The sequence below is a fragment of the Cryobacterium arcticum genome, from assembly GCF_003185895.1.
GTDB classification, from domain to species: Bacteria; Actinomycetota; Actinomycetes; order Actinomycetales; family Microbacteriaceae; genus Cryobacterium; species Cryobacterium arcticum.
Genome location: NZ_QHLY01000012.1, coordinates 1,513,392 through 1,529,785, shown reverse-complemented (window position 1 = coordinate 1,529,785; position 16,394 = coordinate 1,513,392). Strand labels below are relative to the sequence as shown.

The 16,394-nt window shown below is 66.2% G+C and carries 16 protein-coding genes; 7 read left to right on the top strand and 9 right to left on the bottom strand.

Annotation, left to right across the window (positions count from 1 at the left end; all coding sequences use genetic code 11):
• The first annotated feature begins 482 nt into the window (after nucleotides 1-482).
• Entirely contained in the window at nucleotides 483-1,244 is a 762-nt protein-coding gene (locus tag CTB96_RS20395; protein WP_146215842.1) for a hypothetical protein, read from the top strand.
• A gap of 936 nt (nucleotides 1,245-2,180) precedes the next feature.
• Here the strand turns inward: CTB96_RS20395 and deoC are convergent.
• Together deoC and tkt are read right to left on the bottom strand one after the other, a co-directional pair.
• A complete protein-coding gene (gene deoC / locus CTB96_RS16875; protein WP_110127957.1) occupies nucleotides 2,181-2,876 on the bottom strand; it encodes a deoxyribose-phosphate aldolase in 696 nt (231 codons plus the stop codon).
• An 11-nt stretch (nucleotides 2,877-2,887) separates the two neighbouring features.
• A complete protein-coding gene (gene tkt, locus CTB96_RS16870; RefSeq protein ID WP_110127956.1) occupies nucleotides 2,888-4,969 on the bottom strand; it encodes a transketolase in 2,082 nt (693 codons plus the stop codon).
• A gap of 94 nt (nucleotides 4,970-5,063) precedes the next feature.
• Here tkt and CTB96_RS16865 point away from each other — a divergent pair, with 94 nt between their 5' ends.
• The 6 genes from CTB96_RS16865 to CTB96_RS16840 all read left to right on the top strand — a co-directional run bounded on the left by CTB96_RS16865 (nucleotide 5,064) and on the right by CTB96_RS16840 (nucleotide 10,978).
• The gene (locus CTB96_RS16865) at nucleotides 5,064-6,248 is read left to right on the top strand and encodes an ROK family transcriptional regulator (RefSeq protein ID WP_110127955.1); all 1,185 of its coding nucleotides are present in this window, start codon (nucleotides 5,064-5,066) and stop codon (nucleotides 6,246-6,248) included.
• Nucleotides 6,249-6,499: 251 nt separating this feature from the next.
• Entirely contained in the window at nucleotides 6,500-6,961 is a 462-nt protein-coding gene (locus CTB96_RS20860) for a PTS sugar transporter subunit IIA (RefSeq protein WP_110127954.1), read from the top strand.
• Nucleotides 6,962-7,018: 57 nt separating this feature from the next.
• A complete protein-coding gene (locus CTB96_RS20855; RefSeq protein ID WP_066597021.1) occupies nucleotides 7,019-7,291 on the top strand; it encodes a PTS sugar transporter subunit IIB in 273 nt (90 codons plus the stop codon).
• 44 nt (nucleotides 7,292-7,335) lie between these two features.
• Nucleotides 7,336-8,862: a PTS ascorbate transporter subunit IIC gene (gene ulaA, locus CTB96_RS16850; RefSeq protein WP_110127953.1), complete on the top strand. Its 1,527-nt coding sequence runs from the start codon at nucleotides 7,336-7,338 to the stop codon at nucleotides 8,860-8,862.
• A gap of 279 nt (nucleotides 8,863-9,141) precedes the next feature.
• Complete coding sequence (locus tag CTB96_RS16845) at nucleotides 9,142-9,708, top strand: SOUL family heme-binding protein (RefSeq protein WP_110127952.1); 567 nt, start codon at nucleotides 9,142-9,144, stop codon at nucleotides 9,706-9,708.
• 202 nt (nucleotides 9,709-9,910) lie between these two features.
• Nucleotides 9,911-10,978, top strand: a complete 1,068-nt coding sequence (locus tag CTB96_RS16840) for a PDDEXK nuclease domain-containing protein (protein ID WP_110127951.1) — start codon at nucleotides 9,911-9,913, stop codon at nucleotides 10,976-10,978.
• A 57-nt stretch (nucleotides 10,979-11,035) separates the two neighbouring features.
• On the opposite strand, the gene CTB96_RS16835 is transcribed toward CTB96_RS16840, so the two are convergent.
• From CTB96_RS16835 to CTB96_RS16805, 7 genes are all read right to left on the bottom strand, one after another.
• Nucleotides 11,036-11,467 (bottom strand): OST-HTH/LOTUS domain-containing protein, encoded by a 432-nt coding sequence (locus CTB96_RS16835; RefSeq protein ID WP_181397315.1) that lies wholly within the window; start codon nucleotides 11,465-11,467, stop codon nucleotides 11,036-11,038.
• Nucleotides 11,468-11,567: 100 nt separating this feature from the next.
• On the bottom strand, nucleotides 11,568-12,476 hold the full coding sequence (locus tag CTB96_RS16830) for a nuclease-related domain-containing protein (protein ID WP_248283421.1): 909 nt from the start codon (nucleotides 12,474-12,476) through the stop codon (nucleotides 11,568-11,570).
• On the bottom strand, nucleotides 12,473-12,781 hold the full coding sequence (locus tag CTB96_RS16825) for a 3'-5' exonuclease (protein ID WP_181397314.1): 309 nt from the start codon (nucleotides 12,779-12,781) through the stop codon (nucleotides 12,473-12,475). Before CTB96_RS16825 ends, CTB96_RS16830 begins: the two co-directional genes overlap by 4 nt.
• A 278-nt stretch (nucleotides 12,782-13,059) precedes the next feature.
• Nucleotides 13,060-13,623 (bottom strand): TetR/AcrR family transcriptional regulator, encoded by a 564-nt coding sequence (locus CTB96_RS16820; RefSeq protein WP_110127947.1) that lies wholly within the window; start codon nucleotides 13,621-13,623, stop codon nucleotides 13,060-13,062.
• 136 nt (nucleotides 13,624-13,759) lie between these two features.
• Nucleotides 13,760-14,575, bottom strand: coding sequence for an alpha/beta hydrolase (locus CTB96_RS16815; protein ID WP_219993277.1), 816 nt, complete (start codon nucleotides 14,573-14,575; stop codon nucleotides 13,760-13,762).
• 122 nt (nucleotides 14,576-14,697) lie between these two features.
• Nucleotides 14,698-15,501, bottom strand: coding sequence for an SDR family oxidoreductase (locus CTB96_RS16810; RefSeq protein ID WP_110127946.1), 804 nt, complete (start codon nucleotides 15,499-15,501; stop codon nucleotides 14,698-14,700).
• A 163-nt stretch (nucleotides 15,502-15,664) separates the two neighbouring features.
• Nucleotides 15,665-16,267 carry a hypothetical protein gene (locus CTB96_RS16805; RefSeq protein ID WP_146215841.1) on the bottom strand — a complete coding sequence of 201 codons (603 nt, stop codon included), beginning with the start codon at nucleotides 16,265-16,267 and terminating at the stop codon, nucleotides 15,665-15,667.
• Nucleotides 16,268-16,394: the final 127 nt, after the last annotated feature.

Genomic DNA, 16,394 nt, shown 5'->3' with positions numbered 1-16,394 from the left:
ATCGACGCACTCGGTCGAGCAGTAGACGGAGATCTTGGCGATAGTCGAACGGTCATACCCGAAGATACCGCTCTGCGAAGCCGCCGAATGCCGTACCGACGGCCGCTAAGGATCCGTGGCTAACCGAATACGAGATCGCGCCGATGAGCACACACTCCACGGACTCGTCGATGTGCTCCGGTGGACATCAACCCTCACATTGGGGGTGGCTGTGGTCAAATGGGCGTCGAACGTACCAATACCGTTAGGGCAATGACCTCTGCCAGCGAACTTGCAGGATCCCCCTCAGCTTGCGCCCCTCGCGCGCATTGCGGCATCCACCCCTGGAATGTTGGACGGGTCTTGGCTGACGGGAATCGCGGGGTTCATGGCAGCCTCCCTATGAGGTCCAGCGCGGCATAGAGCAGATCGACGAGGAATACACCCGCAGAATGCGGCGACTACATCAAATATGCAAATCACTCAGAAACAAGGGGGACTGATTGGAAGGCTTGAAACTAGGAGACATCGCGACGTGGGTAAGTAGCGGGGTAGCGCTCATTGCTTTGATAGTCGCGATCGCGTCCATTAGGAACGCCGGGCGTGCCAATCGGCTGGCGGAATCTGCGAACAAGATCTCCGAGGAGGCAAGCCGTCGTGGCAAAGAAGTCGAATTGAGGCAGATAGAGCGTGTGGACGTGCGCTGGCTGGGGACGATTGACAATCAGGGCTACATGGTTTTCAAGAATGTGGGTCTTGATGTTGCAAAAGACATACGGATTGAGGCCAAGATCTTTCTCAATTCAGATAAGGCGGATTTCATACCTTTCCAAGCCGTCGAGGAAAAGGACTCAGACCCGCGCATTTCGGGATCATGGCTTGCGATTCGGGGGACAAAGAGCGTGCTTCGTCCTAACGAGATACTCGGAATTCCCACTGCTCCGGGTACTCCCTTTGATTTCAGCGGTTTTCATGGAGAAGATCGCTGCTGGGGTCTCAGCGCGTCGATTTGGTGGTCAACCAAACTTGATGCGCCACGCCACTCCAAACTCTTCGAACAGATGCTGACAGTTTCGTGCGTCGCTGATGAATTTCCTCCGTTCATGGAGGGGATCGCCCGTTTCCTGAAACCCGGAGAGTCGTTGGCACACGCGATATCTCCTATCCGATCTGCGGATGAAATTCGCGGCTCTATCCAAGCGGCAACGAGCGCGTTGACCCTAATCGAGATCGAACGGGCGGAAGCTGAAGCGCGCCAAAGCTAGGAATTCGGGAGACACAGGCCACTGAACGGGCGCTTTCAGCGGCCCTCCGAGTCCTTTCGATGGGAACCATTCCAGCGGTGGCTGCGATACCACTGACGTCAATTCCATTGTGTATAGCCGAACCGGTGACCCGTCGGGGCTTAAGCTCATTAACTGGAACGTGGCCGAACCCGGAGCTGGCGAGGTTCGGGTACGGATTCTGATCAGCGGTGTGAGGCCGGCCAAGACAGGGCTGACATTGTGAAAGTGTTCAGTATCGGCGTGCGTCACGTCGCGGTGGGCGAACGGGCGTGGCTGGCGCTCGCCGCATGTGAGCGCGCTAACAGTGGGTCCGCCTAAGGCTCGGCCGTGTGTCCCGCGGAGCGTGTCGGGCTGCCCGCGAACGCTAGCCTCGACCAACGCGCGAGCCTCGGGGCGCCGGCGACTACGGCGCAACACTCGCAGGCGGCTCAGTCATCTTGGAAGAGGTGTCCCTAACCCATCTTGGAACAGGTGTCCCTAACCGTCGTTATATTTCCATTGCCTTTTGAGACCGGCCGTATTGTGGGCAAACTCTCCGAAGTTCTCGATCGGTGCAGTGAATTCGCTCTCGGGTTCGAGATCACACAGCTATCAGCCAGCGGGCTCGCTTTCGTGTCCATCTCGCAGAAATCAGAGGCTGGGGCCCTCTTGCTGTCTAGGCCTCGGTACTCGCAGCTGCGCGGTCGCTCGTTGGGTTTCGGGCAAAGAGGCTGTCCACACGCTCGCGATACCAAGATGGATGGATGAGCACGCCTTGCGCTATCGGACAGGTGGCTGACCTAGGGTGGTTCCGCGACGTGGGACCGGCTTCTGGTGCGAGCCCGGTTAGTCCAAAGCGACATAGGCATCGCTAGTAGGGCTATGCGAATCGCGCCGTGGCGCCTTGCTTGGTCGGTTCGACCGGCGTCGATTGAGCTAGTAACTACTGGAAGCTCCGGCTGAAGTGGCGCCAGAGATCAGCGCGGCGCTGCCCGAGATGCCGAGACGGGTGGCGCCCGCGGCGATCATGGCAACGGCGTCGTCGAAGCTTCGCACCCCTCCTGACGCCTTCACCTGGGCCCGGTCGCCCACGGTCTGCTTCATCAGGCGCACGGCGTGCACGGTCGCGCCGCCGGCAGGGTGGAAGCCGGTGGAGGTCTTGACGAAGTCGGTGCCCGCGGCTACGGCGGCGTTGCAGACGGCGACGATCTCGGCATCCGTCAGCGCCGCGGACTCGATGATCACCTTGAGCACCCTCGGGGCGGGGAGGCTGGCGCGCACGGCGGCGATGTCGGCCTGCACGTCGGCGAAGCGACCGGCCTTGGCGGCGCCGACGTCGATGACCATGTCGATCTCGTCGGCTCCCTGGGCGATGGCGAGGGCGGCCTCGGCGGCCTTGATGCTGCTGTGGTGCTTGCCGCTGGGGAAGCCGCAGACGACCGCGACCTTGAGGTCGGCGCCGGCGGGGATGGTGAGCGGCAGCATCGAGGGGGACACGCAGACCGAGTAGGTGCCCAGCTCAATGGCCTCGGCGATGAGGGCGGTCACGTCGGCGGCGGTGGCCTCGGGCTTGAGCAGGGTGTGGTCGATCATGCGGGCAATGCTGGCGGCGTCGGGGGAGAGGGAAGTCATGGGATGCGTCCTTAGTTGGTGACGAGTTCGGGGGTGCCGTGGGTTGCGGCGGGGGTGCCGGCGGCGGTGGCGAGGGTGGTGTGGGCGGCGGCGAGGACCGCGTCGAGGTGGATGCCGCGGAGACGGAGCACCTCCGGGCCGCTGCCGGACTCGCCGAACTCCTCCACCGAGACCACTTGGCCGTCCAGGCCCACCCAGTGGTACCAGGCGTCACCGCGACCGGCCTCGACGGCCACCCGGGCGCGGAGGGCGGCGGGCAGCACGGACTCGCGGTAGTCGGCGGTTTGCTCGGCGAACCACTCGACGCAGGGCATCGAGACCACGCGGGCGTTGATGCCCTGCCCTGCGAGCCGGGTGGCGGCGTCGATGGCGAGGTGCACCTCGCTGCCGGTGGCGAGGATTGCCAGGTCGCTGCCGTCGCCGTGCTGCCAGCGCACGTAGCCGCCGGCGGTCACCCCGGCGACCGTGGTGTCGGTGCTTTCCAGCACGGGCAGGTCCTGCCGGCTGAGGATGAGCGCGACCGGGCGGTCGGGGGAGGCGAGGATGCGGCGCCAGGCGGCGACGACTTCCACGGAGTCGGCGGGGCGCACGACGTCCAGGCCGGGGACGGTGCGGAGCGATGCGATCTGCTCGACCGGCTGGTGGGTGGGGCCGTCTTCGCCGACGGCGACGGAGTCGTGGGTGTACACGTAGACCGCGCCGAGGCCCATCAGCGCGCCGAGGCGGATGCTCGGGCGCATGTAGTCGCTGAACACCAGGTAGGTGGAGGCGAACGGGCGCCACGGGCCCTGCAGGGCGATGCCGTTGAGGATGGCGGCCATGGCGTGTTCGCGGATGCCGAAGCGGATGAACTCGCCGGCCGGGTTGGCGGCGGAGAAGCGGGCGCCGTCGACCTCCACGGTGGTGGAGCCGGCCAGGTCGGCCGAGCCGCCCCAGAGGGGAGCCGAGCCCTGCAGAGCGCGGAGCACGGCGCCGTTGGTCTTGCGGGTGGCGATGAGGTCGCCGGGACCGCCGAGCTTCACGGTGTCGAGGGCGGCGGTGTCGACCTCGCCGCCGCGGAAGGCCCGCCAGCGGGTGGCGGCCCCGGGCTCCCGGGTGGCCCAGGCGGCGAGGTCGGCCTCCCAGTCGGTGTGCATCCGTTCGCCGTGGGCCAGGGCGCCGCGGGTGTGCTCGAGGGTCTCGGGGGAGACGAGGTCGGGCAGGGGTGCGTCGGGGGCGAAGCCCAGCGTGGTCTTCACCAGGGCGAGCTCGTCGGCGCCGAAGCCGCCGGAGTGTGCGGCGGAGGTGCCACCGAACTTGGCCGAGGGGGCGCCGATCACAGTGCGGAGGGCCACCAGGGTGGGCCGGCCGGTGCGTTCGGCGGCCTCGCGCAGGGTGGCCTCGAGGGCGTCGAGGTCGGTGGGGGTGTCGATCTCGAGCACCCGCCATCCGTAAGCCCGGTACCGGGCGCGCACGTCTTCGCTGAAGGTCTCGTCGGTGCCGGAGTCGATGGTGATGCCGTTGTCGTCCCAGATCAGCACGAGGTTGTCGAGGCCGAGGGTGCCGGCCAGGCTGCTCGCCTCACCGGAGACACCTTCCTGCAGGCAGCCGTCGCCGGCGAGCACCCAGGTGGTGTGGTCGAGCAGGGCGGAGCCGGGGGTGAACACGGCGCTCTCGTGCCGGGCGGCCATGGCCATGCCCACCGCGGAGGCGACGCCCTGGCCGAGTGGGCCGGTGCTCATCTCCACGCCCACGGTGTGGTGCACCTCGGGGTGCCCGGGCGTCTTGGAGCCCAGGGTGCGGCTCTTGGCGAGGTCGTCGAGCGTGAGGCCGTAGCCGGTGAGGAATAGCTGGGTGTAGAGCAAAAGGCTAGCGTGACCGGCCGAAAGAACGAAGCGGTCGCGGGCGGGCCAGTCGGGGTGGGCGGGGGAGTGCCGCAGCACTCGGGAGAACAACACGTGGGACACTGGTGCCAATGCCATGGCGGTGCCGCCGTGCCCATGTCCCTTGGCCTGCACCACGTGTGCGGCGAGGGCCTGGGCGCTTGCGACGGCGCGGGCGTCGAGTGCGGCGGACGTCGTCTGTGACGGGAACTTCTTCGTTTCGGTAGCCATGCGAGATACTTTGGTATACAAATGTACTTAAGTCAAACAGTTGGTTCGGCACCACCCGCAGGCCGGGCGGATGCGTTCGAAGGATGGGAATCCCATGGCACACGCTCTGTCCACCGGCTCGGGTGTGGTGCTTGACCTCATCCGCTCCGGCCGTGCCACCACCCGCACCGACCTCATCGAGCAGCTCGGCTGGTCGCGCATCACCCTGGCCCGCCGGCTCGACGAACTGCTCCACGCCTCCATCGTGATGAGCGTGGGGCAGCTCGACTCCCGCGGCGGCCGCCCGCCCGAAGAATTCGCCGTGAATCCGGATGCCGGCCTTCTGCTGGCCGTGGACATCGGCGGTTCGCACACCCGTCTGGCCATCACCGACCTGGTCTCCACCATCCTCAGCGAAGACGAGGCCGACATCGGCCTGAGCGAGGGGCCCGCCGAGATCTTCGAGTGGGCCGGCCAGGTGTTCGACCACATGCTCGACCGGCTCGGCAAGACCCGCGCAGACGTGGTGGGCATCGGCGTGGGTGTGCCCGGCCCGGTCGACTTCGTCACCGGGCGGCTGGCCAGCCCGCAGGTGGACACCCAGTGGAACGACGTGCTCGTGAAGGACTACTTCGCCGGCCGCTACGACCACGCCGTCTTCGCCGTGGACCGGGACGTGAACATCATGGCGCTCGCCGAGGCCCGCCGCGGCTGGACCGAGTACCGCGACGTCGTGGTGCTCAAGGCCGGCATCGGCGTGGGCCTGGCGTTCGTGCTCGACGGCTCGATCTACCACGGCTCCCGTGGCGGCGCTGGCGAGCTCAGTGCCGTGCGCGCCGGCGGGGAGCGCACCGTGCGGCTGGAGTCGATCGCCAGCGGCGCGGTCATCCGCAGCGAACTACTCACGCTGGGCCGCCGGGTGCGCACCAGCAGCGACATCGTGGGCCTGGCCAACGACGGCGACGCCGCCGTGCTGCGCCTGCTCGCCGAGACCGGCACCGAGATCGGCCAGAGCCTGGCCCACGTGGTGGGGCTGCTCAACCCGCAGGCCGTCGTGGTCGGCGGCAACTTGGCCCAGGCCGGCGAACCGTTCCTCGGCGCCATCCGCGAGGCGATCTTCGCCGGCGCCCGCGACTTCGCCCTGCAGGGCCTCGTGGTGGAGAAGTCCCGGCTCGGCCACATCGCCGGCGTCACCGGAGCCTCGCTCATCGCGCAGGACGCCCTCTTCGAGGCCGACCGCATCAGCCGGCTCACCCGCGGCGGCGGCCTCGGCGTCTCGCTGCACACGCAGCCGGCCTGAGCCGAATCGGCGCGGTCTGCCACGACCGACACGGCCTTGCCTGATCCTGCGCGGCTGGCTACCGGCTCAGCTCGGCTTTGCCCAACGGCGGCACTCCCGGCCGACCGGTTTGGTGCGCCCGCGGTCGGCGACCCGGCGACCCCTCCGAATTTACTTTGGTGCACTTGTAGACAAAAGGTCGCTTAGGCTTATACAGTCAAGCCAGTCGCCCTCGCGGGCCGACTGCACCGAAACAACAAAGGAGTTCATTCGTGGCACTGAACCTGGCCGAAGCCCTCTCGTCGATCGAGACCCGAGCGGAGGCCGCCGACTGGCGGGCCGCCATCCGTCTCGCGGGCGCGGGACTCGTGGCCGGTGGAGCCACCACGGATGCCTACACCGACGAGATGATCGACGCCGTCGAGAAGCACGGCCCCTACATCGTCATCGCCCCGGGCGTCGCCCTCGCGCACTCTCGCCCGTCGCCCGCGGTTCTCACCGGTGGACTCAGCTGGGTTAGCCTGGCCACCCCGGTGGAGTTCGGCAACAAGGCCAACGACCCCGTCACCCTCGTGATCGGCCTGGCCGCCAAGGACCACGACGCACACCTGCAGGTGATGCGGGCCCTGGCCGGCGTGCTCTCCGACGGCCCCGCGATGAAGCGCCTGGCCGTGGCCGACACCGCCGACGAGGTGCGCGCCGTGCTCGGCGACCTCGCTGCCGCTGCCGCGTAACGCGGCCCCTACACATCCGTTTTCTCACACTCGTCTCACCCAATCGAAAGGCACCCCATGAAGATCGTCGCCGTCTGTGGAATGGGCATTGGAACCTCAGTGCTGCTCAAAATGAACGCCGAGAAGGTTCTCGCCAAGCTCGGCATCGACGCGGATGTTGAAGCCGCCGACATGGGCGTGGCCCGCGGCGCCGCGCAGACCGCCGAGATCGTGCTCACCAGCGAGGAGCTCGCCGAAGAACTCGGCGACGTGCCCGCCGAAGTCATCATCATCAACAACTTCTTCGATCTCGAGGAGATCACCGAGAAGCTCACCGCCGCAGTCGAGTAACCCCGTCATCTCTCTTTCAACCACAGAATAAGGAGCACCACACAATGGAGTGGCTCGTCGTCATCCTGAATTTCATTGGGCAACAGATTCTCAATGTGCCCGCGTATCTGATCGGCATCATCACCGCTATCGGGCTGATGGCGCTCAAGCGCAACTCCGGGCAGGTGATCGGTGGTGCCCTCAAGGCGGCCCTCGGCTTCCTGATTCTCGGTGCCGGTGCCAACGTGGTGGTGGGCTCGCTCGACCCGCTGGGCCGGTTGATTCTCGCGGTGACCGGCGCCCAGGGCGTCATCCCCACCAACGAGGTCATCACCGCCATCGCGCAGGAGCAGTTCGGCGCGCAGAGCGCCTACGTGCTCACCCTGGGCTTCCTGGTGATGCTGGCGCTGGCGCGGTTCACTCCTCTTAAGTACGTGTTCCTCACTGGGCACCACATGGTCTTCATGGCCACCATGCTCACCGTGGTGCTCTCCGTCGGCTTCGGCGACGGCGCCAGCTGGCTCGTGGTCGTGATCGGCGCGCTGCTGCTCGGCGTGATCATGGTCGTGATGCCCGCATTCGTGCACCCGTGGACCAAGAAGATCACCGGCAACGACACCATCGCCATCGGTCACTTCGGCACCCTCGGCTACATCGCCGCCGGTGCGGCCGGCCAGGTCGTGGGCCGTAACAGCAAGTCCACCGAAGACATCAAGTTTCCGCAGGGGCTCAAGTTCCTGCGCGACTCGATGGTCGCCACCTCGCTGTCGATGGTGCTCATCTACATGGTCTTCGCCGTGTGGGGCCTCATCGCCCTGCCGCTGCAGGATGCGCTCGACATCTTCGGCTCCGCCGACGCCGGCGCGTTCATCATGGCCGCGTTCGCGCAGGCACTGCAGTTCGGTGTGGGCGTCGCGGTCATCCTCTACGGCGTGCGCACCGTGCTCGGCGAGCTCGTTCCCGCATTCCAGGGCATCGCCGAGAAGGTCGTCCCCGGAGCCCGCCCGGCGCTCGACATCCCCATCGTGTTCCCGTTCGGCGCCAACGCCGTGCTGATCGGGTTCCTGAGCTCCTTCGCCGGCGGCCTCATCGCCCTCGGTGTGCTCGCGGTGTGGCTGAACCCGGTGTTCGGCCTCGCACTGATCCTGCCCGGCATGGTGCCGCACTTCTTCACCGGTGGTGGAGCCGGTGTCTACGGCAACGCGACCGGCGGACGCCTGGGCGCGATGATCGGTGGTTTCGTCAACGGCGTGATCATCACCATCCTGCCGGCCGTGCTGCTGCTGGTGCTCGGCGACTTCGGCTTCGCCAACAGCACCTTCGGTGACGCGGACTTCGGCTGGTTCGGCACCCTCGTGGGTGTCAGCGTCGGCGTGGGCGGCGGACTCGCGGTCATCCTCGCGATCCTCATCGCCGTGGTGCTCGTTAGCGTCGCGATCGTCTACCAGATTCGCGTCGTGGACAAGGGCTGGGTGCCCGGAGCCAAGCGTGACGTCTGGATCGCCGCGGAGAAGGCGGCCGAGAAGGCCGTGCTCGATGCCGAGAAGGCAGAGCGTAAGGCCGCGAAGGAAGCGGCGGCTGAGGGCGTCTAGTTCGATCGGTTGTTCGTCTCGCCAGAAGGCGGCTCCGCGGTGCGGGGTCGCCCTCTGGCGTTGTGCGGGGCGCGCCCTTGCGCGGGCGGGGTGTTTCGGGTGCGAACCTGCTTCGGTCTACGCGTTACGCGGGCAAGGCGCCGTTTCGCGGGTGGCGCGCCACCCGCGAAACGGCGCGGCGCCCGCGGATCGGCCTGGTGTGTCCGGCGCGAAGCGGCGTCTTGATTCTCGCTGCGCTAGAACCCGACCTGGTCCAACGGGGCGGAGTACCGTTGGGGGATGACCGAGCAGCAGCCCTACGAGGTGGTGTCGAGCTACGACGACTTTGAGGTGCGCCGGTACCCGGAGCATGTGCTGGCGGAGGTTGTCGTCGACGGGGAGTTCGAGGACGCCGGTAACCGTGCCTTCCGATCCCTGTTCGCCTACATCAGCGGTGACAACGTATCCCGAACCAAGGTATCGATGACGGCGCCGGTGGTTCAGGATGGCCCGTCGACGAAGATCGAGATGACGGCCCCTGTCGTGCAGCAAACCGGCTCCGCCGCCGAGAACACGCATCGGGTAGGGTTCGTGCTGCCGGCGGGGCTCACCGAAGACACCGCGCCGCGGCCGACCAACTCCGAGGTTCACCTGCGCACGGTTGCCGAAAGCACAGTGGCGGCCATCCGCTATCGAGGGCGCTGGACCGAGGAGAGCTACACCAAGCACCTCGAGGAGCTACGCGCGGCAATGGCGGCGGAGGGGCTGACGGAGACGGGCGGCCCCCGGTTCGCCCGGTACGACCCGCCGCTCAAGCCCCCGTTCCTGCGGCATAACGAGGTGCTGCTCGACGTTCGGGCCGTCTAGATTCGAGCGCTCGTCGGCCAGATCTGGCACAGGCGCTAATCGGAATCGAAGCCCGGCCCGTTCCAGAGACGTTGGGCTTACATTCACGCAGACGACATCTGTGCGGCGACGCAGCCGACCCAGATTTTTACCCGCCATCAATGTCGGTGGTCCCGGCATCCTGAAGCCCTCGTGCCTGTCGAATCGACGAAAGGCTCCTCACATGCGTGAAGATAAATCCGCTCACTTTCCGGCTGCGCCCGCCCGGTCTGCACTGCCGCGGTGGTATCCGGACTTGCTCGCATCCGTCACTCAGCGGGTCGTTGACGGCAGAGCTCGGGCGATTACTGCTGCTAATCAGCATCTTGTGGCCACCTACTGGGCCATTGGTCGTGACATTCTTGAGCGCCAGGAGCAGGAAGGCTGGGGGTCGCGCGTCATCGACCGGCTTTCCGTGGACCTGCGAGAGGAGTTCCCAGGGGCGACGGGGTTCTCGCCGCGCAATCTGAAATACATGCGAGCTTTCGCTGAGGCCTGGCCGAGGAATGCAATTGTGCAAGCGCCGCTTGCACAATTGCCGTGGTACCACCACGTCGCCCTACTTGAGAAGCTTGGCGCTGCTGAATCGCGGCTCTGGTATGCCGCAGTGGCCGTCGACGCAGGGTGGTCCCGCAATGTTCTTGTGCACCAAATCGCCACTCGGCTATTTGAACGCTCTGGTGCTGCAGTGACAAACTTCGCGGCGACACTACCACCGGCGGAGTCTGACCTTGCACAGCAGATGACCAAGGATCCCTACATCTTTGACTTCGTAGCGATGACCGGCCGCAGAGACGAGAGGGAATTGGAGACGCAGCTGATTGCCCATGTGCAGAAGTTCCTGCTCGAGCTCGGTCAGGGGTTTGCCTTCGTGGGGCAGCAAGTGCGGTTGGAAGTCGGTGGCGACGAGTTCTTTGCCGATCTGTTGTTCTACCACCTGAAGCTGCGCTGTTACGTTGTGATTGAGTTGAAGGCCGCGCCGTTCGATCCGGGTTTCGTCGGTCAGTTGGGAATGTACATGGCTGCGGTGGACGAGCTCCTAGCGCAGCCGGACGACCAGCCGGCCATCGGGCTGCTGCTGTGCAAGACGAAGAACAACGTGGTTGCAGAGTATGCACTGCGGAGCTCCTCGGCGCCGATCGGGGTGGCGGAGTGGACGAGTACCATCTCCGACTCGCTTCCGAAGGAGTTCGCCTCCAGCCTGCCCTCGATCGAGGTGTTGGAAGCGGAGCTTGGCGGAGACGCCGGGTAGCGCGACCAAGACTCAGAGCCGTGGGTGTACAGAAGGCGTGCAGTCGCTCCGGAGCGTTCAGTTCCGTAGGCGCAACAGGATCGGGCTGGACGGGCTCTTCTGGTCAATCTCGATCGCCGCGTGGCGGGACTTGAGGAAATCCGAGAACTGACGGAATCCCAAGGTGCGTTCCTGGAAGGACGGGTCCATCCGCTTCATCTGCTGCTTGAGGGTGGAGGCATGCTGCCAGTCCTGGTCATTCTTGGCTAGCAGGTCCATCGCCCTCACGAGCAGCGCGGTCGCGGCCTTGCGAGCGGCCGGGCTGGACGCGTCTTGCGCTGGGGTTGCGACGTGTGGCGTCGCGACGGCGTGCACTGACGGCGTCGGCACCGGCGCGTCCGTTGACTCGGTCGGCGACTCGGCGAGTTGTGCCGCGCTCACCACACCCGGCAGGGAGTCATAGTCGGCGAACTCGTGGCAGGCCGCGGCCAGCGCGGACTGCTCGGCCATCCGGTGCTCCTCTTTACTGGGGGTATCGCGTCCATCCCGTCGGAACGTGGACAGGAGATTGAATCGTGAAGGGCCGCTTTCGCTAGAGCTCTGCACCCGACTAAGCGGGTGGGAACGAAGCCGCAAGCAGGCCATGAACGAGTCGCGCGGTCTGTTCGGTCAGCGTTCCGGGCTTCAGGAGGTTCTCGACGGCCTTCTTCGGCCACACGACGCGCACACCGTCGATGACGAAGGCACCACCGATGAGGGGCCAGTCGGCGCCAACGAAACACAGCATTCCGTGTACGGGAATCTCTTCCCAGCCCGCATCTCTGAGCGCGGACCTCAGGAGGCTGACCTGGTTCTGCACTCCGGCGACCTGCTTGGTGCGGTCCCGCGATCCGACCACAAGTTTCTCTGTTCGGGGACTGAAGAGTCCACCTTCAACTCTCCGGTTCGGACGACCTTGATACTTCTTGGCGTCAATAACGAAGACCCCCGCTGCAGTCACGGCGATGTGATCGATGTTCGCTTTGGAACCCGGGATGCGACGGTCGTGCAGAACGTGGACTCCACGTTCGCTGAGTGTGTCGAGGCGTTGGCCGAGGACTTCCTCTCCGCGCGCTCCGATGGCCCAGGCTTGAGTGCTTTGTGGATCATCGGACAGTGCGAGTATCAGGTTCCCCAGGTGCGGGTGTTTGTCACGGATGCCCGCGGCGCGCTTCTCTTTGCGCCGTTGGTGTTCTCGCCTGGCGGAGGCGCCGGCGGTTCCCGTGAAGACCTCGAGGTGTTCTGTTTCTTGTTCCAGCTCCACGACGGTGAGCGTCTCGGGAGACGCAACTGCCACCGGGCTGGCGGCCACCGAGGCGGTCGGGGTCGAGTGGGGCGGGCATTCCACGCAGGTAACGGTCTTCGACTCTCGCTGGTACACCGCCACGGTTCCGGCGGGTATTGCGGACCCACAGGCTCGGCATCGCCCTGCGTAGCGCAGCCGCATTCTGTTCGGCGGCGGCATCGCTTCGTCGCTCACGCCGTTGCCCCTTGCGCCGCGAACCACCCGACCAACACCCCGTCGCGGGCCCGGGTCACACCCACGAACAATTCGCGCCGGTCGCGCTCGTCGCGTTCGATCTGGGAATCGGTCCACGCCGCTCCGGTGATGGCCGGGGACATCAGGCGCTCCGAGATCCAGGGGAGCAATACCTGCTTGAACTCCAGCCCCTTGGCCCGTTTGATGGTGCCGACCTTCACGGCATCCGTGGAGGAGCCGTCGTAATCGGTGAGTTCTCTCACCGGGATGCCCGCGGTGCACGGCACCATCGCTGCGTCACGCACTTGCCACGTGGCCTCGGTCCAGGCTGATCCCCCTGCAGACATGCGCCCCCGATATTCTGCAGTGCCACCCCGTGGCCTGCACCCAGTGCCGGCAAATCGCAGGCCCGGCTGGCTTTCCACTATGCCGCAACGTCCGAAGCTGGAGGCCGATTGGGGCTGGTTGGGCCGTTTTGGGGGTACGGAGCGGCTGCGCGCGATTTGCGACGTCGCTCTTGGCGAGAGCGGTTCGACCTCGTGGACGGGTGGGCGACCCGCGCGTTCCAACAAAAGACTTTGGGCTATGGCTCGCAAAGGTCCCGGAGCGCGCGCTCGCGGAGCATCTCGATGAGGCTCGGTTCCGGTGTGGCCAGGTAGTCCGACACGTGTAGTGCCGCCGTGACGTGGAGCATCGCTGCCGAGTTGACGGAGGCCCAAGCCAGTTGAACCGCCTCTGCAGGAGGGAGCCGGAGCCTGCCGGCGGTCTCGAGTGCGGCGATCTGTTCCGCCACGATGGCGAAGGCCTGTCGGGCGGCGAGGATCTCGACACCTTGAAACAGGCGGGCCATCATCGCGGCGTAGATCAGCGGACGGTCGGCGGCAAAGCGCACATAGTCATCCCATCCATCGCGAAGCGCCGCCTCCGGATCCGTGGCGACGGGGGCGGCCAGCTTGGCGTGGAGGAATTGCCGGAAGGCCTCTTCCACGGCCGCGCTGAGCAGGCCGTCCGCATTGCCGAAGTGGTGGTACAGGGTGGGGGCCGTCACGTTCGCGATGGCGCAGACGGCCCGGGTGGAGAACTGCGCCGCGCCTTCTCGTTCGAGAACTGTGAGAGCCGCCTTGATCAGGGTCTCACGCGTCGACATGACCCGACCTTATCTCAGGGGCGCCGTGACGGCGCACCTGTGGCACGGCGCCCCTGAGATCGGAGATCAACCGAGTGTCCGTTGGGCGGCGACGATTATGACCCGAGCCCGGCGCAAACCGCGCGTCATGGATGCCTCACCGGCTTCGCTTCGACGAGCGCGTGTGCGAGGGCATCGCGCTGCGCCTCCCAGAAGCGGCGTGACACCGGCTTCTTCTTGAACAGCACGTCGAACCGTGGAAGGCGCCCTCGACGACGACCAGGTCGACGGATGTGCCGGCTTGGCGAAGACGCTCGGCATAGTCGACGTCTTCGGCGTGGAACAGGTCGAGGGTGCCCACGCCGATCCAGGCCGGAGGAAGTCCCGACAGGTCGGTGCGGCGAGCTGGCGCCGCGTAGTCGGAGACAGCGACTGCACCAGGCTCCTCGCCGAGGTAGGCGCTCCAGGCGTATCGATTGCTCTTCGGGCGCCAGAAGCGGGCGTGGGTTGTGTCCAGATCCGTGCGCAGAACGGTGCGGTCGTCGAGCATGGGGTAGACCAGGAGCTGGAACGCGGGGTGGATGCGCCCGCGGTCATGAGCTAGGAGCGCGGTGGCGGCGGCCAGCCCGCCACCCGCGCTCGCCCCACCGAGGGCAATCCGTTGCGGATCGACGGCCAGGTCGGGGGCGTTGGCGACGAGCCACTCCACCACGGCATAGCAATCCTCCACCGCGGCCGGCGCCGGCGACTGTGGTGCCAGACGGTACTTGACCGAGACGACGGCGATTCCGAGTTCCCGCGCGAAGGCCACATTCGAGTCCTCCTCCGACAGATGGTTTCCCAGAATCATGCCCCCGCCATGCATCCACACCAGCACGGGGATCTCTCCCGTCGCCGACGCCGGCCGGTACATCCGAACGTCTACGGCGGGTGCGCCCTCAGGCCCGGGAACCGTCAGGTCGGAAATGATCATGTTGGGTGGCGGTGCGGGAGAGCGCACCGGCATGCGGTTCGCGAGTCGCGCCATCCGCGGCCCGATGTCGAGGGGCGGAAGGAAGCGGGCCATTTTCAGGTCGCTGTGAAAAACGGCCACGATCAACCGAACATCACTGTCGACGCGAATGCCTGCGTGGTCTCTTCGCCGAAGCCGACCATCATCGCCACGTATTCCTTCGCAGTGGCGTCGGTGAGGTAGCGCACACGCGTGGTTCCGTCGGTGGCGGCGCCGAAGACTACGGCAGCGGTCCCTTCGGCTGTGGAGAACAGCTCGGCGGTGGCCGGGTCGCCGAAGGCAGCGAAGACCTGTCCCAGGTGCGCCGCGTAGGCGTCGCTCTGCACAACGGTGCCGGCACCCATGAGGTTGGTGGCGACGATGCCGGGCACGATCGTCTTGACGCGGATGTTGAACTCGTTGAGTTCGAGGTTCACCCCGAAGCTCCAGCGCTCGAGTCCGGCCTTGGCCGCGGAGTAGACGGACATGAACGGTGCCGGAAGCATTGCCGTGAGCGACGTGGTGTTGATGATCGTGCCGCCGCGTCGCTCCCGGAAGTGCGGCAGGAACGCCTGGCTGACGCGGATCGGGCCGAGGAGATTCGTGGCGAGTTGGCCGTCGAGCTGTTCGTCGGTGTATTCCTCCACCGGCCCGAAGAGCACGGCGCCGGCGTTGTTGAAGAGCACGTCGACGTCGAAGCGAGACAGCACGTCGGCCACCACCGTGCGGATCTGCCGAGGGTCGGTCACGTCGAGCGTCACCGTCTCGACGTTGTGCAATGCGGCAAGTTCGCTGTCGGTGCCGATGCTGCGCGAGGCGGCAACGACCTGCCAGCCCTTCTCCGCGAAGAGTAGTGCGGTTGCCCTGCCCATGCCGGAGGAGGCGCCGGTAATGAAGATCGTGCTCATCGAGTTCCCTTTTCTGTCGGTGGATCACGGCCGAAGCCTTCTATAGCGGTGCTATACGGATTACTATAGCAGCGCTATACCAGGAGGGAAGAGAAGATTTGATTTTGGGGCGCACGAATGACGCCGGCTTGCGGTGTCGGCGAGGCCGGGGAGCCTGATCAGCTCAGGGAGTGGACGGGGAGGTCGGTGCGTTGTCGGGTGCCGGGACTGGGTGAACCTCTGTGCGCTGCAGCGTTGTGCTGTCCAGTACCGGAAGCGCGACGAGAGCGTCGCGCACGCCGGGCTTGGTCTTCCCGCACACATCCACCGGATAGCGCGCGTTGATCGCTTGGCCGGCCTCGTCGACGAGCCAGAGCGGGGGCACAATTTCCAGGTCGGCCGTGCACGCGGCGATCGCGTCGTCATCGTCGTCGGGCTCGGCCAGGGCGGAGAGCAGGTCGGTGAGATCACCGCCGAACGTCACGGCGGTGATACTGAACCCCTGGGCGTCGCGGCTGTCGACGATCACATCGCAGCGCACGGCCGTGGTGGGGGTGAAGCCCTCCGGCACCCAGCCTGCTTTCGGCGCGTACGGATGCTCGGGGTCGGGCGTGCTTGTCGAGTCGGGCGGGAACGCCCAAAAGGTCAGGTTCGGCGCCAGGCAGTCGTAGCCGTCGACGATCTTCGCGATATCCCTCGCGAGCATGCCGCTGCCGGGGCCGCCGCATCCGCTGAGCAGAAGGCCCGCTGCTGCCGCGCCGATCAGCACCCGAGAAGCACTTCTCACTCTCGGTGGGGATCCCAGGGGCCGCATGGGTCCACCCTGCCCGGCATCGCCGTTCGTGTCGACAGTGGGGCGGATTCGTTACCCGAACGGAAGACTCGCCGGGGTGGGCGTTTCGCAGGACTCACGG

Bases quoted from the DNA above. Each gene is read 5' to 3' on its own strand.
- ulaA (WP_110127953.1), top strand. From the start codon at position 7,336: ATGGAGTGGCTCGTCGTCATCCTGAATTTCATTGGGCAACAGATTCTC.
- CTB96_RS16835 (WP_181397315.1), bottom strand. From the start codon at position 11,467: ATGGCCGAGCAGTCCGCGCTGGCCGCGGCCTGCCACGAGTTCGCCGAC.
- CTB96_RS16810 (WP_110127946.1), bottom strand. From the start codon at position 15,501: ATGAGCACGATCTTCATTACCGGCGCCTCCTCCGGCATGGGCAGGGCA.
- tkt (WP_110127956.1), bottom strand. From the start codon at position 4,969: ATGGCTACCGAAACGAAGAAGTTCCCGTCACAGACGACGTCCGCCGCA.
- deoC (WP_110127957.1), bottom strand. From the start codon at position 2,876: ATGACTTCCCTCTCCCCCGACGCCGCCAGCATTGCCCGCATGATCGAC.
- CTB96_RS16815 (WP_219993277.1), bottom strand. From the start codon at position 14,575: ATGATCATTTCCGACCTGACGGTTCCCGGGCCTGAGGGCGCACCCGCC.
- CTB96_RS16820 (WP_110127947.1), bottom strand. From the start codon at position 13,623: ATGTCGACGCGTGAGACCCTGATCAAGGCGGCTCTCACAGTTCTCGAA.
- CTB96_RS16865 (WP_110127955.1), top strand. From the start codon at position 5,064: ATGGCACACGCTCTGTCCACCGGCTCGGGTGTGGTGCTTGACCTCATC.
- CTB96_RS16840 (WP_110127951.1), top strand. From the start codon at position 9,911: ATGCGTGAAGATAAATCCGCTCACTTTCCGGCTGCGCCCGCCCGGTCT.
- CTB96_RS16845 (WP_110127952.1), top strand. From the start codon at position 9,142: ATGACCGAGCAGCAGCCCTACGAGGTGGTGTCGAGCTACGACGACTTT.
- CTB96_RS20855 (WP_066597021.1), top strand. From the start codon at position 7,019: ATGAAGATCGTCGCCGTCTGTGGAATGGGCATTGGAACCTCAGTGCTG.